This is a genomic window from Enterococcus sp. AZ163 (assembly GCF_050498925.1).
Taxonomy (GTDB): Bacteria; Bacillota; Bacilli; order Lactobacillales; family Enterococcaceae; genus Enterococcus_A; species Enterococcus_A ferrettii.
Genome location: NZ_JBIPAO010000001.1, coordinates 3,144,116 through 3,166,637, shown reverse-complemented (window position 1 = coordinate 3,166,637; position 22,522 = coordinate 3,144,116). Strand labels below are relative to the sequence as shown.

Sequence of the window (22,522 nt, the reverse complement as noted above, 5' to 3'; positions counted from 1 at the left end):
CGGAAATGGTCTGCAGTTTTTTTTCGTACTGCCTTGACTCTCCCCTTACGTCAGACTTTAGACTAAGGAGGAAAGGGAGGATGTTCATGAAACCATTAATCCTAAAAGAGGTCTCACATAATAATTTGAAGGATGTCAGCTTAGAAATTACCAAAAATCAGTTGGTGGTCTTTACCGGCGTATCTGGTTCGGGGAAATCCAGTTTAGTTTTTGATACCATCGCTGCGGAGGCTCAGCGACAGATGAATGCCAACTATCCGGCCTTCGTCCGTAATCGCATGCCTAAATACCGCAAACCTAAAGTTTCACGGATCGAAAATTTGAATCCGGCAATTGTGATTGATCAGACACCTTTAGGCGGTAACCAGCGTTCCACCGTCGGCACGATCACGGAAATTTATTCTTTGTTACGACTGTTGTTTTCGCGGATAGGGATACCCCAAACATTATCAGCGGGGCACTTCTCCTTCAATAATCCCCAAGGCATGTGTCCAACTTGTTCGGGATTAGGGTTTGTTAACCAGATTGATTTTAACAAACTAATGGATACGACAAAGTCCTGGAGCGAGGGCGCTATGCTGGATACCAAGTACGCTATCGGCAGCTGGTATTGGAAGCAATATAACAAAGCAGACTTTTTTGATAGTTTTGTTCCTTTAAAGGATTTGCCGGAAGAACAGTGGAATCAGCTGATGTACGGCCATCCTGAACGGGAGTTGGAACCGGTAAATCCTAAATTAGAAGGGATTAAGCGAAATTACGAGCGGATTTTACTAAAACGGGATCTGTCGGCATATGGGAAGCATTATGAAAAGAAACAACAGGATCTTTTGCAGCAAGGTTTGTGTCCGGATTGTCAGGGGAAACGGCTGAATCCTGTTTCTTTATCAATCACGATTAACAAACGATCGATTGCTGATTGTGTTCAGATGGATATGCGTCAACTGCTTAAGTATTTGAAGGGACTGAACTATCCGGCGGTTTCTGATGTGATTGAGGAGCTGCGGCGCCAGGTTCAGCGTCTGATTGATATCGGTCTGGATTACTTACATTTGGATCGCCAGACGCCGACGCTTTCTGGTGGGGAAGCACAGCGAGTGAAGCTGGTGAAGCATATGGGCAGCGCGTTGAACGGTATGTTCTATATATTTGATGAGCCTAGCACCGGGATGCATGCCCGGGATGTTTCGCGGATTAATCAGCTGCTGCAGGATTTGCGGGATAAGGAAAACACGGTTTTTGTGGTGGAGCATGATCCTGACGTGATTGCGGTGGCCGATGAGATTATCGACATTGGTCCCTTGGCCGGGAAAAACGGCGGGGAGATTACCTTTAGAGGAAGTTATCAGGGCTTGTTGGCTTCCAACAGCTTAACTGGAAAAGAGATTTTGCAGGCGCCTCCGTTGAACACTCAGCCGCGACCTTGGCAGGAAAAACTGACCATTAAGAATGCTAATCTTCATAATTTGAAAAATGTAACGGTGGATATTCCTAAGCACATTTTGACGGTCGTTACTGGAGTAGCCGGTTCGGGAAAATCAACCTTGATCACGAAGGTTTTGCCGCAGCAGTTCCCGGAAGAGCTGTCTATTATTGATCAGTCTCCGATTAATGCAACACCACGGGCAACGCCGGCGACCTTCATGGGAATTTATGATGAAATTCGACGTTTGTTCGCCAGAGAAAATAAAGTCGATATCGGCATGTTCAGCTTTAATTCCAAGGGCGCCTGTCCTACCTGTCAGGGCAAAGGGGAAACCACTGTCGAGCTGGTTTTTATGGACCCAGTGGTGAATGAATGCGAAATGTGCCAAGGTAAGCGGTTCTCGTCTGAAGCAACGAGTTATCAATACCGGGAGCACACGATCTTGGATGTGCTGGAAATGACTCCGATCGAGTCTAAAATGTTTTTCCAAGAAATAGGCAGTAAACGGATGAAGGAAAAATTACAGGCTCTAATCGATGTGGGTTTGACCTACTTGCCGATTGGTCGGGCACTAACCACTTTATCCGGTGGTGAACGGCAGCGGCTGAAGCTGGCTAAGGCGATTAATCAAAAGGAATCGATTTTTGTTTTGGATGAGCCTACGACGGGACTGCATTTGTCGGATATACGTCAGCTCAATGGACTGTTTCAAAAGATTGTTGATAAAGGAAATACACTGATTGTTATCGAACACCATAGCGAGATTATGAAGCAGGCAGATTGGATCATCGATATCGGTCCCGATGGCGGGGTGAAGGGTGGTCAGGTAGTTTTCTGCGGGACTCCTGAAAATTTATTAACCAGCGGAACGATTACCGGCGAGTACTTACAGAAAAGTATGAAGCAATAAAAAAGGGCCTCCTGCAGAGTTTTTGCAGGAGGTTTTTATCAGTTAGTTCGAAAAAAGATGTATTTTTCTATATTCCAAATAAAAGTTTTTCGGTCTATTAAGTTGATTACACTTGTCGAATGATAGTCAGTTATTAATTGCTTAGTTGTCCTGAATTAGCGTTTGAAATGAGATATCCTTGTCCTCAGGTATGCTTTTAATAAAAATCTTTGATCCTCTTTCAGAAATAGTACGTAAGGTTTCGATTTCTTGCTTGGAAAGAGAAATATTTCGATAAAATTTTTTTCTTCTTTCATGGGCTCCAACTCCACCTAAATTTAGTTCAGGAATGTCAACTCCTGAATTGAGCAATTTCAAAACAGTGTCAGGATACTTGAATAAAAGCATAAAGCTGTCATTTGTTTTGTTAGAATGAATAAACTCTATAGCTTCTGAGATTGATTTTATAAAGATATTGATCTTAGGAGGTATAGATAGGGTGATGACTTGCTTCAAAAAAGAGTTGTTTGGAACTTCATCATCAATAATCAATACATTTTTTGCCCGTGAGTATTGTATCCAACGTGTAACAACTTGACCGTGGATTAAACGATCATCAATTCTTGCTAAAACAATTTTCATAAATAGTCACCCTTTTCTTATATTCCGTACAAATCTTTAAAAATTTCGCATACAAAAGCATACTCATTAGAAGGTATCATGATATCAAAAATATTGTTTAATCTTGATAAATGTATTTCAACCGAGTGAAAAAGACTGCTGTTTGTATTGATGAAATCTCTCAGTTTAGGAAAATTCATCGTTTCGCGTTTTATCACTCGTTCCAACATGAAGGAACAATGAACGACAAAACGAACCGTGATTTCTTCACTATTTTCGAGATTAAGTTGCGTTAATAAATCTTCAAGAATAGTAAAAAGGATATTAGCAGTTTTATTTGGATCAAGAAAGACTAAAGAGTCAGCTAGTAGAGAATGTGCGAGCTTATCGATCAATTCATTATCAAAGGATTGGGTCACGACCTGCAATTCTCTTTTGTTATCTTCACGCTTAAAATCTGAAATTGAATAATTTTGCAGTTGGATTTTTTTGATTATTTCTAATAATAATGGTAGTGAAACCGGGGAGAAAGTTTGACATTGGATGTTTAATTCACTTTCAATCAACGAATGAATCGTGGTCAACGGTTCAATGTCACTAGCAATGATTACGCCATTCCCATTGTTGATCGATTTTATCATAGTTTTAAATTCCTTGATAAATGTTCTAAATTCTCGATCATCTTCTGATACATAGTCAATCGCATGAAGTTCTATTGGAGACAGGCTAAGAGTATTGATGTATTTTATGTACGTCAGTCCAATATTCTCACCGTGACATAGGATAACAATAGGAAGTTGTTCTTTTTTGGAAAGCTGATTCAAATACATAAAATAGCAAGCTGCTAAATCAAATTCTTCATTGGTAAGAATAATACCTAACTCCTTTTTTAAATGTTTCTTTATTTCTGTTGCCTTAGTAAAAAAACGATTTGCTTCAATCGGAATTTTTACAAATTTTTTAGGCTTGTATACACGCTTTTTTTCCTCAAAATAAGTTTCTAGGTAGTGGGCAAAAGCGACTAATCCCTTTTTTTCTTTTTCACTAGTCTTTTTACTGTATTGCTGCTTAATAATTAGCCAAAAAGGACCTGCTTTTATTTGTTGAACTTCTGACTCAGAAAGACTGAAAAATTGATTGTAAATGATCATGCATTCATCCATAATGATTTGAGAATTTCCTATGATGCTCGTGTTTCGTTGTTCTTCGGTCAGTCGTTTTTTTATGAGTTCAGTATTGTCCTGCGTTTGAGGGACAAAATAGAGCGAGTCAGTTTCCCAACAGTTCAAATAGCTGTTTAGTTCTGCCACTAATGGATTGGTAATCGTGATTCGTTCTAAGACAGTATCTGAAAGTTCATCGAAAGTTATTTCGGCAATCATTTGATTATCAGATTTTGCAGCGAATCTAGCTCTGCTTACAGCTGAGAAAATTTCTTGTTCCAGTTGAGCCAAATTATTTTGGTAGTTGGAAGTAACGAGACAACTCAAGATATCTTTATGCACCTTAATGGATTGATTGCTTATGTTGGCAGCCTTCTCTAAAAAATGAAGACAAAATTGTATTTTTTCCGCTATTGGTTTTTCGCAGAAATTTGGCAATAAAACCGATTGTGTCACAGGACTTGTGACTTCTTCTTCAACCAGAAAGACAATGGACGTGTTAAGTATTCTTTCCTTAGAGGGTTGATTAAATTCATAAAAATAACCGCTCTCACCAATTTGCCTTAAAAGCCGGTAGATCATTTTTGGGAGACACTCTGCTTTATCAATGACTAGTAATCCATGCTCAAGTTTAGTCAGCAAACCCTTTCTTTTTGAGTTTTCATAAATAGAACCCAGTAGTAAATCAGCATATTTTTCTTCAGATAAAATCAATTTTTCAACGTCAATAAAAAATGGTTTTTCGTGTTTGGTAAATACACCAGCTTTTTTTCCTTCATCAAATAAATAATTCACTAAGGTTCTTTTTCCCGTATTAGCTGCTCCATATATTGTGAACTGGTTGATGAGCGGTTTAGGGAAAAAATGACTAGTTAACTGTTGTGCCTGACGATACAGACTACCATTTGGTGAAAAGAAACCATAATAGTTTTGTGATAAACTTATTTCATTGCTTTTTTCTTCACTTGCATGCTCAGACAGGAATTTTTTCAGATCAATTCCTGCTTCTAAAGTAGAAGGAATAAAGACCGTAGGGAAAAATTGTTCTACAACATTTTTAGAGAAGTAATAAGTTGGCTTACCTTGAATTTTGGCGAGCAAACCATTGTTCCACAAATTGTTTAATATCCTGGATACATTTGATCGATCAATTGCTAGATCAACACTCAAACTCAGTGCATCCCGACCAAATTCTTCATACCTGTCTTTCAAAATTGCCTCTTTAGTAGAACGATCTACTTCAAGCAAAATTTCTTCTTCTCGACTTAATTTCAAAAAAATCACCTCACAAAATTGTGCAAATAGCTGCCTTCTAATGATTTTTATATTACCATGAAAGCGTTAAACGTGTATACATTTTTTTGTTTTTCCTTTCTTAATACACGGGTTTTACACAGTTGGAGATATTAGTGTTTTAACAATGAGGATTTTACCAATAAAATAAGATTCCATTACATTACACTGATTTCATAAGTGTATAAAAAAACACAAATTTTGTGGTAGAAGATATCCGTGATATATTCTCATTAACAAATGGAAACGCTTTAGGAGGATTTGCATGAAAGTTTTAGTTACTTCCAATAGTTTTGGAAAATTTAGTAATCAGGCAAAAGAGTTATTGGAGAAAAATGGTTTCGAGGTGGTTTTAAATAAGTACAAAAGAATTATGAATAAGGAGGAATTTATTGGGGAAATTGCAGATGCAGAGGCTGTGATCTTGGGGACTGAAATTTTAGATGAAGCAGTTTTGAAAAAAGCCCCAAAATTAAAAATGGTTTCACGGTATGGTGTTGGCATTGATAATATTGATACTGCATACTTAGAAAAATACGACATTGGCTTAACTGTTACAAAAAATAGTAATAACGAAGCTGTGGCAGATTATACTGTTGCCTTGATGTTAGATGTTTGTCGTGGTGTCAGCTATGCGGATCGCATGTTAAGGACAGAAGGCTGGAAAAAGAAGGAAGGCATTGATCTATGCAATAAAAAGGTTGGAATTATTGGGCTTGGGGCAATTGGAAAAGAAGTGGCCAAAAGAGTGAAGGGATTCAATTGTGAACTACTAGCTTTTGATCTTTTCTATGATGAAGACTTTTGTACTAAATACAATGTCAAGAAAGCTTCAATCGAAGAAATTTTGAAAGAAGCTGAAGTGATCACACTACACATTCCGGGCGATCCTTCTTCTCAGCCTTTAATCAACCAGGAGAGTATTAAACAGATGAAAAATGATGCGGTGTTAATCAATACAGCTCGTTTACAATTAGTTGATGATGAAGCAATCAAAGAAGCTTTAAATTCTGGAAAGCTTTTCGGCTATGGGGTAGACGCTCAGTTGTCTGTTGAAGATATAGATACCGATTATTATACGATGGACAATGTCACACTGACCCCTCATAATGCGGCTGTAACAGTAGAAGCAAGTAACAAAATGTCCTATATATCGGCGAAAAACGTGGTTAATTATTTGAAAAATCAAGGAGGAAAATGATGAAAGAGATTGTATTTACTAGGATTGATGATCGGCTGATTCATGGACAGGTCATGACAGCTTGGCTGCAGCTGTCTAAAGCTTCAGAGGTGGTCATCTCAGACGATAAAACCGCAAAAGATTCTTTTATGACGGTGATTATGAAAGGGTCGATGCCAGCTAAAATCGGTTTGAAAGTATTATCTACTGAAGAGTCGGCTAATTATTTGAACGCAGAAGGGAATAATGGAAAAGTTTTTCTTCTAGTCAAAACACCGATGGAATTAGAAAAACTTTCCGATCAAGGAGTGAAAATTCCAAGTGTTTGTGTGGGCGGCATGGGAGCAAAGACTGGTCGAGAAGTGCTTTATCGGAATATCTCAGCTAACGAGGAAGAAAGACAATCGTTAAAAGCATTAGCACAAAAAGGGATGGATGTATTTATCCAGGTTTTATCTGAAGATACACCAATGAAAGTTGAAAACGTACTTAAATAGGGGGAATAAACATGCAAATCAGTATCTTTCAGGCAATTCTTTTAGGAATTCTTTATTACTTAACTGTTGCCTCGCCGCCATGGTTAGCTGGACTAGGTTCAGTTTCCTTGAGGCAGCCTATCGTATCGGGAACGGTTGTCGGTATTATACTTGGAGATCCGATTCAGGGGCTGATCGTTGGGGCTACTATCAACACACTGTTTTTAGGTTTTATTGTGACTGGTGGAGCGATTGCCAGCGAACCTGGAATCGCGGGTGTAGTTGGAACCGCTTTGACCTTGATTACTGCTTCAGATCCTGGAGTTGCCTTGACTTTAGCGGTACCTTTTGGCCTTGTAGGAACATTAATATGGAATTTTAGAATGACCATCAATTCTTTTTTTGTTCATTGGTTGGACAAAGAGGCTGAAGAAGGAAATCTGAAAAAAATGTGGTTTATTCAGTTGGTTCCTGGACAGCTCTTAACTTTCGCCCTATCAGCTATTCCTGTTTTTGTCATTGTTTATTTTGGAGGGGACGCAGTTAAGTCAATTCTGGATATACTAGCAGGAACGCCGTTGGAAATATTGACGACTATCGGTGGGATTTTACCAGCATTGGGGATTGCTTTAACCGTACGAATTATAAGTAACCGCAAAGGGATCATCCCATTTTTCTTATTAGGATTTTTTACGATTAGTTATTCAGGAATACCGATTATTTTGCTAGCAATTCTAGCTGCAATATTAGCATATTTCTATACAGATCTTAAATTCCCAGAAAGTCAGGAGGGCTAAAAGGATGGAAGAAACATTGATTAAAACTAAAACATTAACGAAGGCGGATTTGAATAAAACATACTGGACTTGGTGTTCGATGTGTCAGGCGATTTATAGTTTTGAACGGCTGCAAGCACCTGGATTTTTGTCTGCTATGTCTGGCCCTATTCAAAAATTTTATGGGGATAACGAAGAAGAGAAACGAGAGGCTATCAAGCGCCACATGGAATTTTTTAATTGTGAAGCTTGGCTGATTGGTCCGATCATTGTTGGGATTACTCTTTCAATGGAAGAAGAACGGGCGAATGGCTTACCGATATCTAATGAAGATATCAGTGGAGTTAAAACTGGGTTAATGGGACCATTGGCGGGAATTGGAGATACGTTGAGACAAGGAACACTGATCCCTATAATTGGTTCAATTGCGATTGCGATGGGAGTTGCGGGCAACTTCTTAGGACCCATTTTTTATATGGTAGCCACCTTGGGCATTAATCATGGGATTTCTTATGGTTTGTTCCGCGGGGCATATAAAAAAGGAAAAGAAGGAATTAATGATATCTTTGCCAGCGGAAAATTAGAAAAATTAATGACTGGTGCAACGGCAGTGGGGGCTATTACCATTGGAGGTTTGGCGGCCAATACAGTCAAATTGACTACAGCGCTAAAATTTACTTTTGGAGAAAATGATCTGGTTATCCAAGAAATCTTGGATAAAATTATTTTGAATATTTTACCTTTGGGATTGATTTTTCTAACGTTGCATTTGCTTAACAAAAAGGTCAGCTCAAGTAAAGTATTAATTATTTTAATTCTAATTGCTATTGTTGGTGTGTTGATTGGGTTATTTTAGGAGGAAATAGGATGATAGGTGTTTTAGTAGCGACGCATGGAAATTTGGGGAAAGAGTTAATTGCCACATCCAACTTGATTTTTGGTGAGGTAGACCAGATCGAGTCTGTGGGGTTAAACCATGGAGACAGTGTTGAAGGCTTGAAAGAGCGCATTATTGAGGCTGTGAAAAGATTGGACCAAGGAAAAGGGATGCTTATTCTCACAGATTTGTATGGAGGCAGCCCGACAAATATGGCAGCCATGGCAATGAACGAACTTGGAGCAACCCATACTATTGAATGTATAGTAGGTACAAACCTACCCATTTTATTGGAAGTTTTAAGTATGAGAAAAACAATGGAACTGGATCATCTCGTTGATCATTGCATGGAGCTTGCTGAGAATAGTGTCATTAACTTAAGAGAAAAAATAAACTTTTAGAATAGAAGGCGAAAATATGTGTAAAGAAACGGTTCAATTTATCGAAGAAAACAAAATTGTAGCAATCTGCCGTGGTACCTATGGCAATGAGCTGATTAATTTAGTCATCGCGTTAGAAAGAGGAGGCGTACGCCTCGTAGAAGTTACCTTTGATCAAAATGATGAGGCGTGTCTTACAAAAACACCTAAAGCAATTAATGAATTATCCCAAACGTTCAAGGGGAAAGTTAGCGTGGGAGCAGGCACAGTAGTTACAGTAGAACAAGTCGATGCCGCATATAAAGCGGGAGCAAAATATATTATTTCACCGAATACAAATGCAGAAGTAATCAAGCAGACAAAAAAACTAGGCTTAGTTTCTATTCCAGGTGCTTTGACACCAACTGAAATTTTAGAGGCTTATGAGGCAGGCGCTGATTTTGTTAAGGTATTTCCAGTTGGTTCGCTGGGATTAGGCTACGTAAAGGATATCAGAGGTCCGATCAATCATGTTAAGCTGATTGCCACCGCAGGAGTAACTCCCGACAATTTGGCTGATTATTTAAATGGAGGATTCTCGGGTGCTGGAATCAGTAATTATCTGACAAATAAAGAGCATATTGCTGCGGGAGACTATGATGTACTGACTGAGCACGCTCGGGAATTAGTGCAAATTGTTTCTGCTAACTAATCAATAAAATTGTTAGGAATTTAATAAGAGATTGAATAGGAGCAAATAAAAATGAAGTTTTTCTTAGATACGGCAAACATTAATGAAATTAAACGAATCAATGAACTTGGACTGGTAGATGGTGTGACGACAAATCCAACAATCATTGTGCGAGAGTGTAAGAAAAGGTGATTAAGGAAATCTGCGCTCTGGTTGAGGACCCTGTAAGTGCAGAGGTCACTTCGATTGATGCAGATGGAATGATTGAGGAGGCCAGAGAAATAAGTCAGTGGGCAGAAAATGTTGTTGTCAAAATTCCTATGACAGAAGCAGGATTAAAGGCGGTAAATATAATTTCTAAAGAAGGGATTAAAACAAATGTGACATTAGTTTTTTCTGTTGCGCAAGGTTTAATGGCTGTTAAAGCAGGTGCTACCTATATTAGTCCCTTCTTGGGACGGTTAGAGGACATAGGAACGGATAGTTACGAGTTGATTGAAAATTTACGCACTGTTTTGGATAACTATATGTTCAAAACAGAGATCATTTCAGCAAGTATTCGCGGCTTAGGCCATGTGGAAAAAGTAGCAGAGTTAGGTGCAGACATTGCAACTATTCCTGGAACGATCTTCCCGAAATTGTGGAGTCATCCGTTGACGGACAGCGGTATTGAACAATTCGAGAAAGATTGGATGGCTTACCAGAAATAGAAAAGAGTATCAGCATTTGTATAACTGTTAGGGTAATAAGCTCTTATCGTTTCAACTTGATGTAGAATGGAGTTGATTAAAAATGAACAAAAGGAAACCTATTGTTATAATGAATTGGTCTATGAGACAAAACCTTGTTGCAGAAGCAAAAGAATATGCAGGTGAAATTCGCGAGCGTGAGTCAGAAAACCAAGTAATTGAAATTGTACTTCTGCCTTCAATGGGAACAATTCAACAAGTTGCTGAAGTTCTTTCAGGAAGTCTGATTCACTTCGGCGCTCAAAATATGGCAGTGATTGATCAAGGTGAGCTCAGTGGTGAATTTTCAATCCAATCTTTGGTTGAGATGCAGGGGAAGTTTGTTGAATTGGGACACTGGGAGCGGAGAAAGCTATACAACGAAACGGACGAAACAATTAATAAAAAAGTAAAATTGGCTCTACAATACAATGTTTCTCCCATTGTTTGTATCGGTGAAATGGAAGAAAACGAAGCAAATAATGTCCTCGATGAAATAAAAAATCCAAATTATGAAAAAGATTTGAAGAGTGAACTTTTTTTACGAGTCTTTAATTCTTTATATGGGATTGACCGTGATAAGCTAGATAAAATCGTTATTGCCTACACACCTGCTTGGGCCGTCGGGAAAACAAAGGCTGCAAGTGCTCCGCACATCAAGCGAGCCGTTTCAATCATAAGGGATTCTTTGAAGGAAATGTTTGGAGAAAAAGCGAAGAATACTCGAATCGTTTATGGCGGTACCGTTAGTCCGGAAAATACGAAAATCATGTTAAATTTAGCTGATTTGGACGGAGTTCTTTTAGGGCGCTTTGGAAGTAAGCCAGAAAGACTGCACGAAACAGTCGAAGTCGTCAGACAGGCTAAATGCTGATAATTTATTGGAATTTATAAAAAGGAGAAATGTTTCTCCTTTTTGTTTTGCTTCTGTTTTCCAGGAGTAAGAAAAAGGAAATTACAGTTAAAATGTTGAGAAAGGATAAGCGGATGAGAAGATAGGGGAATAAAAAAAGAGAGTGTGTTAAAATCACTTAGAGCATAAGAGAGGATTCTTTTATCAAATTACCTATCTTATGTTTCTATTATTTATCAATAGACACTTCTGAAGAGTTTCGCTAACCATGGATTAACCGAAAAGAGGACGTTTAGGATTTAAATGATAGGATGCAAGGTTTAAAATTGATATAGCCTTTTTTGAGAGGAAAATTGAAAAATGACACATATACATAGAACTAACAATGACGATGTTTCTGCCTACATTCACATTCCATTTTGTGAGCATATCTGTTACTACTGTGATTTTAATAAAGTATTTATTGAAGGACAACCAGTGGACGAGTACATTGAAGCGTTGCTGAAAGAGGCGCAGCTGCTGCAGGAACAATCCCCAGCTACTAATAGTAAAACTCTTTATGTAGGGGGTGGCACACCGACTTCCTTAAGTGCTTCCCAGTTGGATCGTCTGTTAAATGGTTTGCGGGAAATCATGCCATTTACTGAAGGAGAATTTACAGTTGAGGCGAACCCTGGTGATTTGACAGCCGATAAATTAGATGTCATGAAAAACTACGGCGTTAATCGTTTGTCGATGGGGGTGCAAACCTTCGATAATCGGCTGTTAAAGAAAATTGGCCGCAAGCACACTGCTGAGGATGTGTATCAAACAATTACTTTATTGGAAGAAAAAGCTTTTTCCAATGTTTCAATTGATTTGATCTATGCGTTGCCAGGACAAAGTCTAGAAAGCTTCCGAGATACAGTGAAACGCGCCCTGGAGTTGGACTTACCTCATTATTCGTTGTATTCACTGATTCTGGAAAATAAAACGATGTTCATGAACTGGGTACGCCGGGGCAAGCTGCAGATGCCGGATCAGGAACTGGAGGCTCAAATGTTCCTAGAAACGATTGAAGCCATGACCAAAGCTGGACGTTTGCAATACGAAGTCAGCAATTTTGCCGCACCAGGCTTTGAAAGTCAGCACAATTTAGTTTACTGGAACAATGAAAATTATTATGGAATCGGAGCAGGTGCCAGTGGCTACTTAGGGAATTTACGCTACAAAAATCATGGACCGATTCAACATTATTTAAAGCTCTTAAAAGAGCAGCAGCTGCCAGTGATTGAAGAAGAAATACTCACTCGCAAAGCGCAAATTGAAGAGGAAATGTTTTTAGGTTTGCGGAAGCTGTCAGGGGTGGAAAAACAAAAATTTTATCAAAAATTTAATTGTTCACTAGGGGATATTTATCAAGAAAAAATCGATCAATTAGTTGCTCAAGAGTTATTGGTAGAAACGCCAAAATCCTTGGTGCTAACGCAAAAAGGACTGTTTCGTGGAAATGATGTTTTTGAGCAATTTTTAATCGAAGAAACAAATTAGCACTCTTGTGTCGAGAGTGCTAATTTTTGTATGTTATTGCTTGACTTCTAGTGTCAGTGTGATATATTAGTAATCGAGTTAGCACTTATCAAGAAAGAGTGCTAACCAGAGGGTGAAGAAAAATGTTAACAGAACGACAAAATTTAATTCTTAGTTTAATCATCCAGCATTTTACTACCAACGGACAACCGGTTGGGTCAAAAAAATTGATGGAAGAAGGCGTCAATGCTAGTTCAGCGACTATTCGAAACGACATGAAGGCATTGGAAGAATACGGTTTGTTGGAAAAGACACATTCTTCTTCTGGACGAGTTCCATCCATGAAAGGCTATCGCTATTACGTGGATCATTTATTGACGCCAGCGAAGGTCACGAAGCAAGAGGTGGATCAGATCCGATCTTCTTTAAAAAAAGATATTCATGAGATTGATGATATCATTCAGCAATCTGCGGATATTCTTTCACAGGTAACCAGCTACACTGCTTTTTCATCAGGACCAGAAATGAAAGACCGTAAATTAACGGGTTTTCGAATTGTACCTTTAAATGACAAGCAGATTTTAGCCATTATCGTAACGGATCGTGGCAACGTTGAAAGCCAAGTTTTTCGTATTCCTGACAATGTAGCTAGTAGTGATCTGGAAAAAATGGTCGCGATTATCAATGATCGGTTAGTTGGTGAGCCACTTCTGACAGTGTATCAAAAACTGCGGACGGAAATCCCTATGATTCTGCACAGGTATTTTCAAACCACTGATGGGATCTCAAATTTGTTTGATATCATTTTAAATGAAGCTTTTGAAGAAAAGGTTTTTGTCAGTGGTGGAATGAATATTTTAAATTACAATCATAACCCAGATGTACATCAATTTAAGATGATGTATTCCTTCATGGAAAACCCTAGTGAACTGACACAATTACTGCTACCTTTTAATTCGCCAATCCATATTCGGATAGGCTCGGAACTGGGCAACGAGCTTTTTGAGAACATGAGCCTGATCCAAGCAAGTTACGAGATCGAAGGACATGGAAAGGGTATAATCGGATTGTTGGGACCAGCAAGTATGCCTTATTCCCGAATGTTTAGCTTGATCGATGTATTTCGCAGGGAGTTGGGAGACAAGCTGGCGGATTATTATCGTTCGCTTGATCTTGACCAATAAAGGAGATGCGGATTATGAAAGAAGTCGACAAAGAAGCAGTAGATATGTCTGGCGTATCTGAGGAAGAAGCCGAAGCAACCGCTAAAGCTTTTGAAAATAAAAAAACGAAATATGAGGAATTTTCTGAAGATGCAGTAGATGATTCCGGAATGACTGAAGAACAAACTGAAGCATTTGCGGAAGCATTCGAAGAAAGCAAAGAAGAAAAGAAGTAAATTAGACTCCCTTTTAAATCATCTGAATCAAAAATGAGGGAAGAAAGGTGGGCCCCAACGTTGAGTGAAGAAGAAAAAAATGAGCAACAACAAAATGAGGTTGAAACAAGCGCTGAGGAAATGACGGAAGAAGTAATCGAAGCAAGCCAAGAAGAACTTTTGCAAGCAAAAGTAGAGGAACTTGAAGACCAATACTTGCGAGCAAGAGCAGAAATTGCCAATATTACCAATCGCAACCGCAATGAAAGAGAACAGCTGCAAAAATACCGTTCTCAGGATTTAGCAAAAAAATTATTTCCAGCAATAGATAATTTAGAGCGGGCGATGGCAACTGAAGTTTCCAATGAACAAGGTGTCAGTTTGAAAAAAGGCGTAGAAATGGTTCTGGAAAGCATGCATCATGCATTGAAAGAAGAAGGCATTGAAGAAATTAAAGCTTCGGGAGAGGCCTTTGACCCGAATCTTCACCAAGCAGTTCAAACAATTCCAGCCGGTGATGATGTCGCGGCGGATACTATTGTTGAAGTCCTACAAAAGGGCTATAAGTTACACGATCGTGTGTTGCGGCCAGCAATGGTTATCGTAGCACAATAATATAGATAAAAATTATAAAAGGAGTGCGTTCAATTATGAGTAAAATTATTGGTATTGACTTAGGTACAACCAACTCTGCTGTAGCAGTTTTAGAAGGTGGAGAAGCAAAAATTATTGCTAATCCAGAAGGAAATCGTACAACACCATCAGTTGTTTCTTTCAAAAATGGTGAGATTCAAGTAGGGGAAGTTGCTAAGCGTCAAGCGGTAACCAACCCAAACACAATTTCTTCGATTAAACGTCACATTGGTGAAGCAGGTTACAAAACTGAAATCGAAGGAAAATCATATACACCTCAAGAAGTTTCAGCGATGATTCTACAATACATCAAGGGTTTTGCTGAGGACTACTTAGGTGAAAAAGTTGAAAAAGCAGTTATTACTGTTCCTGCATACTTTAATGATTCTCAACGTCAAGCAACCAAAGATGCTGGTAAAATTGCTGGTTTGGAAGTTGAACGTATCGTCAACGAACCAACTGCGGCAGCACTAGCATACGGTTTAGATAAAACAGATAAAGATCAAAAAATCTTGGTATTTGACCTTGGTGGTGGTACTTTTGACGTATCAATCCTTGAATTAGGTGACGGCGTATTTGACGTACTTTCAACAGCTGGAGATAACAAGCTAGGTGGGGATGACTTTGATAACAAAATCATTGATTACTTGGTTGCTGAATTCAAAAAGGAAAACGGTGTAGATCTTTCATTAGATAAGATGGCAATGCAACGTTTGAAAGACGCCGCTGAAAAAGCGAAAAAAGATTTGTCAGGCGTAAGCTCAACTCAAATTAGTTTACCATTTATCACTGCTGGCGATGCTGGTCCTTTGCATTTGGAAACTAGCTTGTCTCGTGCAAAATTTGACGAAATTACTGCTGATTTAGTTGAACGTACAAAAATTCCAGTACGTCAGGCATTGAAAGATGCTGGATTGTCTCAATCTGAAGTTGATGAAGTTATCTTAGTTGGTGGCTCAACTCGTATTCCTGCTGTTGTTGAAGCAGTTCGCAAAGAAACTGGTAAAGAACCAAATAAATCAGTAAACCCAGATGAAGTAGTAGCAATGGGTGCTGCTATCCAAGGTGGCGTAATTACTGGTGATGTGAAGGATGTTGTTTTACTAGACGTAACTCCTCTATCATTGGGTATTGAAACGATGGGTAGTGTATTTACTAAATTGATCGATCGCAACACAACGATCCCTACAAGTAAATCACAAGTCTTTTCTACCGCAGCAGATAACCAACCAGCTGTTGATATTCATGTTCTTCAAGGAGAACGACCAATGGCTAGCGACAACAAAACATTAGGTAGATTCCAATTGACAGATATCCCACCAGCACCACGTGGAATTCCTCAAATTGAAGTAACCTTTGATATCGATAAAAATGGTATTGTAAATGTTTCTGCCAAAGACTTAGGAACACAAAAAGAACAAAAAATCACAATTAAATCTTCTTCAGGTTTGTCTGATGACGAAATCGAACGCATGGTCAAAGACGCAGAAGCAAATGCAGAAGCCGATAAAGCCCGCAAAGAAGAAGTCGACTTACGTAATGACATCGACGCTTTACTATTCTCTGTTGACAAAACATTGAAGGAATTAGAAGGCAAAGTGGATGCGGATGAAGTGAAGAAAGCTGAAGATGCGCGCGAAGAGTTGAAGGCTGCAGTTGAAGCTAACGACTTAGAACAAATGAAAGAAAAACGCGATGCATTGAACGAAATCGTTCAAAACTTAACAGTAAAACTTTACGAACAAGCAGCACAACAACAAGCTCAAGAAAATCCAGAAGCAGCGCAAGGCGGCGCGGATGATGTCGTAGATGCTGATTTTGAAGAAGTAGACGATGATGATAAGTAGTAATTAGCCTGTCGATAAAAAGCCAAAGTCATCGCTTTGGCTTTTTATTTTCCTTTAAAAAATTGGCTTTTAGATCAAAAAAATCCGAGAAAATACTCGTATCGATTTTGAATTATGATACAATACATAAGATGTTAAAAAGATGGAGGGAAGCCAATGGCTAACAAACGCGATTATTACGAAGTCCTGGGGGTCCAAAAAGGGGCTTCGGATGATGAGATAAAAAAAGCATACCGCAAGCTTTCCAAGCAGTATCACCCAGATATTAATAAAGAGTCTGATGCCGAAGATAAATTTAAGGAAATTTCTGAAGCTTATGAAATATTAAGTGATCCTCAGAAACGGGCAGCCTATGATCAGTATGGACATGCAGGAACTGATCCCAACTTTGGTGGTGGCGCTGGCGGATTTGGTGGCTTCGGCGGTGGAAGCGGAGGCTTTGGCAACGCAGGCTTTGGCTTCGAAGACATTTTCGAGTCATTCTTCGGTGGTGGAGGTCGGCAAGCTGATCCAAATGCTCCAAGACAAGGTGCTGACCTGCAATATTCAATCAATTTGGATTTTGAGGAAGCTGTTTTCGGCGTAGAAAAAGAAATCAAATACAACCGGGAAGAAGTCTGTCATACTTGTCATGGTAACGGTGCTAAACCAGGGACAGAACCTGTTGTCTGCCATAAATGTCATGGTTCAGGATCGATTAATGTGGAACACCAGACTCCGCTTGGCCGGGTAATGAGCCGACAAACCTGTGATGTTTGTCATGGTACCGGTAAAGAAATTAAAGAACCATGCCCCACTTGTCATGGCTCAGGTCATGAAAAACGTCCACACACTGTAAAAGTGAATGTGCCTGCAGGTGTAGAGGATGGTCAACAAATGCGTTTGGCTGACCAGGGAGAAGCAGGCGTAAACGGGGGTCCTTATGGCGATTTGTATGTGGTCTTCAAGGTAGCCCAAAGCGATATCTTTGATCGTGAAGGTGCAGAGATTTATTACACTTTACCATTGAGTTTTGTTCAAGCGGCTTTAGGAGATGAAGTAGCTGTTCCAACTGTTCATGGTGACGTGAAATTAAAGATTCCAGCTGGAACTCAAACGGGTACGAAATTCCGCCTAAGAGGCAAAGGAGCACCAAAATTACGCGGTAACACTACTGGTGATCAGCAAGTAACCGTACAAATTATTACACCAAAGAACTTAAACGAGCAGCAAAGAGACGCTTTACGTGCCTTTGCTGAAGCGGGTGGTCAAACGGTGACAGAACAAAAAGACGAAGGTTTCTTTGGGAAAGTTAAAGATGCATTCGGCGGAAAAAAATAAAGTAAAAAAGTGATCCGAAATTAAATCGGATCACTTTTTTTGATGTGCAGTTGCCAGTATTGTCGCAGAAAGAAGAAGGACATGCTCAATGTAATCAGTTCTGTTAATGGTAAACTAATCCAAACACCCAGTAAATTAAAGCTTTGAGCCAATAAAATTACAAGCGGAATCAGCAGGAAATATCCCCGAGCCAAGGCTAGCATGAAAGCTTGCTTTGCCTGTCCAACAGCAGAAAAGAAAATACTAAAGACCACATTGAAGCTGGAGGCAAACAACGATAGAAAGAAGATCGGAATGCCGAAAGCCGCAATCTCGGTTAAAAACTGATTATTGTCGCGATTAAAGACTTGAATAATTGGATATTTGAGAAAGAAAAGTACAATATACAAAACGATTGCAAGGCTGGCACTAACCTTCAATCCGTAACGCAAAATTTGCTGAATTTTCTTGTCATCTTTTATGCTGGCTGCCTTGCTAACTAGCGGCTGAATACCTTGAGCTACCCCAGTGAAAAGAGATAAACCAACGATCAATACATTAGCTAAAACGCCATAAGCTGCTACTGCAATATCTCCGCTTAATGATAGAAGGACTTGGTTGAAAACTAAAATACTAACCCCAGTACTCATTTCGGCCAAAAAGGATGACAGCCCCAGCTGCGTACTTTTCCAGACCGTTCCAAGCTGCGGAATGGTCCAATCGAAGGAAATCTTACGTTTTGAAAAGCGTCTGTGAGTGCTTAAAATCAACAAGCTTACCACTGGAGATAAAACTGTTGCCAGGGCGGCCCCAGACATTCCCATATGGAAGATGAACACAAATACATAGTCAAAAATAATATTAAATATACTGGAGCTTATCATGGCCTTCATTGCTAATTGTGGATTCTGGTCATTTCGAATAAATGCCAAGCATAGATTGTTTAAAATAAAGAAGGGACCCATGATCATAATAAATCGCATATAGGTAGTTGTATATGCGATGGTATCCGTGCTAGCGCCTAATAAGCCAGCAATAGGATGAGCAAAAAAGATGCCAAGTACCGTGAAAAACAAACCAATAACTGTTCCGGCTACTATTAACTGAGAAAAGTAATTGCTTTTCTCTTTGTTCAAAGAAAAAAGAGTAGCACCGCCCATGCCTAAAAGCAACCCTAAACCACTTAACAGATTGAATAGTGGCAGGGCAATATTCAAGGCTGCTAAGCCCATTACCCCAACTCCATTCGCAATAAAAAAAGTATCTGCTAAAATGTACAACGATAAGCCTAATGTACTAAAAACACTCCGTGTGACATAACCCTTGATTTCTTTCATTTTTTAACCTCCAAAAAAAAGAGCAGCTGCTATCCTCCATTGGCCTATGGGATAGTCAACTACTCCAAACAAAACCCGGCGATTTTGCTTAAGTGTCCGTTTAATTTCCTTCATTCTAGCAATTCTTGCTTTAAAAGGCAATGTTTATTTTTTAAAATTGTAATACATAATCCGTTCGCCGTTTGCTGGATCATGTTCGTTCGAATCAATAAATCCCAGCTTTTGATAATAAGCAAAGATCTTTTCATTTTCTTCATGAGCACTTAGATAGACTCGATGAACAGGAAAAGTTTGTTGCATATGTTCTAGTAGTAAGGGAATAAAATGCTTGCCATAACTTTTTCCTTGAAACTGCTGATCGATCATAATTCGATCCAGCCACATGCTTTCTTCGTGAAGCGCACCGATCATCGCAAAGCCCACTAAAGTATTCTCATCATATAGGGCCAAAGGGTGCCAGTGCAGAGAATAGTCATAAGCCGCCTCCAATAATGATTGGGCATTGCTCTCAATGAAATTTGCTTGCTTAGAATGAACTTTTAGCTGAACTACTTGGCGCCAATTTTTTTCATTTACTGGTTGAAGGAACAAATTCATGTTTCCACCTCGTCTAATTAATCTCTTAGCATCAAACGTTTGAGTCCACGGTAACGAGCTTGTGCCTGAACTGGGGCGTTGTCGGTAACCAAAAGAGCAATCATGACATATCCAATCCAGCTGTCACGGGAATAAAGCACATATTCCGGTACCCATTCGGTAGCGTATTTGTCTTTATATTCCTTTAAGCCGCCGAAGGAATAGAAACGAGAGCCAAAGTTGTAAACTAGATAAGCAATTCGTTCTTGAATAAAGCTCTTACGCGACGTTCCAACATTGGCCAATGGAGCCATTCCTAGATCAAAATACTGAATTTCTTGATCACGCATGTATTCAAACAAGTTAATGAATAAGAAATCCATTGATCCGCTGGGTGCTTGAGAAGGGCTGTGACGCATTAAATCAATTGTACCAATTTCTTTTGTATAAGTTGGCATGAAATTAGCAAAAGCCACAATTTGTTCTTCCGCATCCTTCACCACTGCAATAGGAGCTCGTTGCAAGTAATCCTCGGAAAAGAAGCCGAGAGAAAACCCTTTTTCCTTACGACCATCCAGCCACTCGTCCGAAATCTTTTTTAGTTGTCCCATTATAACAGAATCAAAGGGCGGCTGCAGCACTTCGAAGTGGTAACCTTGTTTAATGTTTTTATTGAAGCTAGAGCGTTGCCCCTTCATTTTCTTGCCGCTCAAGCTAAAATCTGGTAAATAAACATGAGCCTTCTCACCAAACTTAATAAAATCATAACCGAATTCATGCAGGATCATAACCATTTCTTCGCTGGTTTCATAAAAGACTGGTAAATAGTTGTACTGATCGGCTGCTTGAATCAATTCTTCCGTCGCAGCTTCAAAGTCTTCTTTTTTACCAGAAGGATCCCCCATTACCAAAAGTTTATTGTTAAAGGTAGCCAGCTGGAAGTAGACGGTGTCTGCTTCGCCATCATTGTATATATAAACTTCTTTGTCTTTTAGGAAAACCAATTGGCTATCTGGATTGCCACCATAAGTCGTCAAAATTGCTTGTACTCGGTCCTCGTCTAAGACTTCGCCGATCTTTATTCGTTTCCCCTTTAGATAGCGGACAAACAGCAGTACCATAACCGAAACAATTAGAATAGCAATAAAACCAGTCATCCAAATACGCTCACTAGGAAATAAGAAAAATTCTGGCAAGTGGTGGCGGTGATGAATTGTAGGACTGTTGTAAACGCCAATAATGACATACAACAGTGTCAAGCCGCCAACAATGATGCCATCAATTGTTAGCCATTCCGCTGAATACACTAGTTGTTCACGATAAAGCTCTCCTTTGGAAAAAATGACGAACAGCAGCAGTAAAACTAAAAAGATGCCACTAGAGATGTGAAAACCAGCTAGTAGTGAATACAAACCAGTCAAGATAACCAAAAAAATCGTAGGATAATAAGCTCTTTTTACTCTAGCTGAAACCGCCCGACCTGCGATAATCAACAGGTAGCCTAATAAGATCGCTGGGAAGATTACAATTACTCGCGAACGAATCGGATTAAGATGTTGCAGAAAACGGAAGCGAATAAAAGCTTCTGGAATAGTTGCAGATAGAACCAGCATAATTCCCGTGAAATACAAGAAAAATGTCTCTAGCTTATGGGAGAGTTCCTTTAATAAGTCGATGGGAATATTATTATAACGGTCATTTAAGGTAGTGCCGACATTTTTAATGAATAAAACGACTCCGATTAGGAAAGGGATAATGTAATAGAACAACCGATAAAGCAAAATCCATGCGATTACTGTTTCTCTATTAATACCTAATGCGGATAAACCAATAATCATCATCAAATCAAAGCTGCCTAATTCGCCAGGAATCATAGAAGCAATACCGATAACAGTAGCAGCGATAAACAAAGGGATAACCTGAAGGACATTCATATGAATTCCCATCAGTAATCCTGTAGTAATAAAGGCAGTTAAAACCCCAGTCCATTCTAGAAAGGAAGTACCCACTAATTGGAAACGCTCTTTATTTTTCAAGTCTCCTAGATATTCACCTTTACCAAAAAAACTTAGCCCAAAAACGATTGGAAAATATAAACCACCGCCAATCAACCAGATCCAATACTGTTTAAGGTATTGATTGGTCTGATCAAAAATAACTAGAAAAAAGGAAATTAGGGCAAAGATGGATAACCCTGACATGGTAAAGACTAAAATTTTTGACAGAGCCTGTACAACTTTTTTACCGGAGGAATCCTTGCCGTAAAACTCTGAACGTAGGCCGGCGCTGATGAAACCGCCAAAGCCAGCAATGTTGTTTAAGGTGTTAATTAACCAGCTGGTTTCCAGTAGATAACTCAGCTTTGGCTTTTGTCCCAATAATTTGTTTAAAATAATGTCATAACCAAACATTGGGGTAATTGAGATAAAGGAAATCACCGCCATTAAGACAATATTACCTTTGCTAATGTTGCTAAAGGTGGTTCCTAATTGATCAAAAGAGACCGTTTTTCCAATGTTACCTAGTTCGACGCCAACGATCACAATAACTGAAATCAGGAAAATTGTTTTCAATTTTTTTGCATGGGTTTGAAACCAGTTCATGATACTTT

19 protein-coding genes and 1 pseudogene are annotated in these 22,522 nt (G+C 39.1%); 15 read left to right on the top strand and 5 right to left on the bottom strand.

Annotation, left to right across the window (positions count from 1 at the left end; all coding sequences use genetic code 11):
• The first annotated feature begins 86 nt into the window (after positions 1-86).
• On the top strand, positions 87-2,336 hold the full coding sequence (locus IGI46_RS15200; RefSeq protein ID WP_207702518.1) for an ATP-binding cassette domain-containing protein: 2,250 nt from the start codon (positions 87-89) through the stop codon (positions 2,334-2,336).
• 141 nt (positions 2,337-2,477) lie between these two features.
• On the opposite strand, the gene IGI46_RS15195 is transcribed toward IGI46_RS15200, so the two are convergent.
• Both IGI46_RS15195 and IGI46_RS15190 read right to left on the bottom strand, forming a co-directional pair.
• Entirely contained in the window at positions 2,478-2,957 is a 480-nt protein-coding gene (locus tag IGI46_RS15195) for a PTS system mannose/fructose/N-acetylgalactosamine-transporter subunit IIB (RefSeq protein WP_207702517.1), read from the bottom strand.
• Between the two features lie 17 nt (positions 2,958-2,974).
• A complete protein-coding gene (locus IGI46_RS15190; protein WP_429973773.1) occupies positions 2,975-5,374 on the bottom strand; it encodes a PRD domain-containing protein in 2,400 nt (799 codons plus the stop codon).
• Between the two features lie 283 nt (positions 5,375-5,657).
• Here IGI46_RS15190 and IGI46_RS15185 point away from each other — a divergent pair, with 283 nt between their 5' ends.
• From IGI46_RS15185 to dnaJ, 14 genes and pseudogenes are all read left to right on the top strand, one after another.
• On the top strand, positions 5,658-6,593 hold the full coding sequence (locus IGI46_RS15185) for a phosphoglycerate dehydrogenase (protein WP_429973772.1): 936 nt from the start codon (positions 5,658-5,660) through the stop codon (positions 6,591-6,593).
• Positions 6,593-7,069, top strand: a complete 477-nt coding sequence (locus tag IGI46_RS15180; protein WP_429973771.1) for a PTS sugar transporter subunit IIB — start codon at positions 6,593-6,595, stop codon at positions 7,067-7,069. The genes IGI46_RS15185 and IGI46_RS15180 overlap by 1 nt, the downstream gene beginning before the upstream one ends.
• A gap of 11 nt (positions 7,070-7,080) precedes the next feature.
• A complete protein-coding gene (locus IGI46_RS15175) occupies positions 7,081-7,845 on the top strand; it encodes a PTS mannose/fructose/sorbose/N-acetylgalactosamine transporter subunit IIC (protein ID WP_429973769.1) in 765 nt (254 codons plus the stop codon).
• A 4-nt stretch (positions 7,846-7,849) separates the two neighbouring features.
• A complete protein-coding gene (locus tag IGI46_RS15170) occupies positions 7,850-8,680 on the top strand; it encodes a PTS system mannose/fructose/sorbose family transporter subunit IID (RefSeq protein ID WP_429973768.1) in 831 nt (276 codons plus the stop codon).
• 11 nt (positions 8,681-8,691) lie between these two features.
• Positions 8,692-9,102 (top strand): PTS sugar transporter subunit IIA, encoded by a 411-nt coding sequence (locus tag IGI46_RS15165; RefSeq protein ID WP_429973767.1) that lies wholly within the window; start codon positions 8,692-8,694, stop codon positions 9,100-9,102.
• 16 nt (positions 9,103-9,118) lie between these two features.
• A complete protein-coding gene (locus IGI46_RS15160) occupies positions 9,119-9,772 on the top strand; it encodes a bifunctional 4-hydroxy-2-oxoglutarate aldolase/2-dehydro-3-deoxy-phosphogluconate aldolase (protein ID WP_429973766.1) in 654 nt (217 codons plus the stop codon).
• A 51-nt stretch (positions 9,773-9,823) separates the two neighbouring features.
• Positions 9,824-10,461: pseudogene (fsa, locus tag IGI46_RS15155) on the top strand (fructose-6-phosphate aldolase).
• Positions 10,462-10,543: 82 nt separating this feature from the next.
• Complete coding sequence (locus tag IGI46_RS15150) at positions 10,544-11,353, top strand: triose-phosphate isomerase (RefSeq protein WP_429973765.1); 810 nt, start codon at positions 10,544-10,546, stop codon at positions 11,351-11,353.
• Between the two features lie 339 nt (positions 11,354-11,692).
• On the top strand, positions 11,693-12,862 hold the full coding sequence (gene hemW / locus IGI46_RS15145) for a radical SAM family heme chaperone HemW (protein ID WP_429973764.1): 1,170 nt from the start codon (positions 11,693-11,695) through the stop codon (positions 12,860-12,862).
• Between the two features lie 122 nt (positions 12,863-12,984).
• Positions 12,985-14,025 (top strand): heat-inducible transcriptional repressor HrcA, encoded by a 1,041-nt coding sequence (gene hrcA, locus IGI46_RS15140; protein WP_429973763.1) that lies wholly within the window; start codon positions 12,985-12,987, stop codon positions 14,023-14,025.
• Positions 14,026-14,039: 14 nt separating this feature from the next.
• Positions 14,040-14,240, top strand: a complete 201-nt coding sequence (locus IGI46_RS15135) for a hypothetical protein (RefSeq protein WP_429973762.1) — start codon at positions 14,040-14,042, stop codon at positions 14,238-14,240.
• Positions 14,241-14,300: 60 nt separating this feature from the next.
• Positions 14,301-14,834, top strand: coding sequence for a nucleotide exchange factor GrpE (grpE, locus tag IGI46_RS15130; protein WP_429963871.1), 534 nt, complete (start codon positions 14,301-14,303; stop codon positions 14,832-14,834).
• Between the two features lie 35 nt (positions 14,835-14,869).
• Positions 14,870-16,699: a molecular chaperone DnaK gene (gene dnaK, locus IGI46_RS15125; RefSeq protein ID WP_207702503.1), complete on the top strand. Its 1,830-nt coding sequence runs from the start codon at positions 14,870-14,872 to the stop codon at positions 16,697-16,699.
• A 156-nt stretch (positions 16,700-16,855) separates the two neighbouring features.
• Entirely contained in the window at positions 16,856-18,019 is a 1,164-nt protein-coding gene (gene dnaJ / locus IGI46_RS15120) for a molecular chaperone DnaJ (RefSeq protein ID WP_429973761.1), read from the top strand.
• Between the two features lie 20 nt (positions 18,020-18,039).
• Here the strand turns inward: dnaJ and IGI46_RS15115 are convergent, their stop codons facing one another.
• The 3 genes from IGI46_RS15115 to mprF all read right to left on the bottom strand — a co-directional run bounded on the left by IGI46_RS15115 (position 18,040) and on the right by mprF (position 22,514).
• Positions 18,040-19,335 (bottom strand): MATE family efflux transporter, encoded by a 1,296-nt coding sequence (locus IGI46_RS15115; protein ID WP_207704448.1) that lies wholly within the window; start codon positions 19,333-19,335, stop codon positions 18,040-18,042.
• A 144-nt stretch (positions 19,336-19,479) separates the two neighbouring features.
• Positions 19,480-19,932 (bottom strand): GNAT family N-acetyltransferase, encoded by a 453-nt coding sequence (locus IGI46_RS15110; RefSeq protein WP_429973760.1) that lies wholly within the window; start codon positions 19,930-19,932, stop codon positions 19,480-19,482.
• Between the two features lie 17 nt (positions 19,933-19,949).
• Positions 19,950-22,514 (bottom strand): bifunctional lysylphosphatidylglycerol flippase/synthetase MprF, encoded by a 2,565-nt coding sequence (gene mprF / locus IGI46_RS15105; RefSeq protein ID WP_429964977.1) that lies wholly within the window; start codon positions 22,512-22,514, stop codon positions 19,950-19,952.
• Between the last annotated feature and the right edge of the window lie 8 nt (positions 22,515-22,522).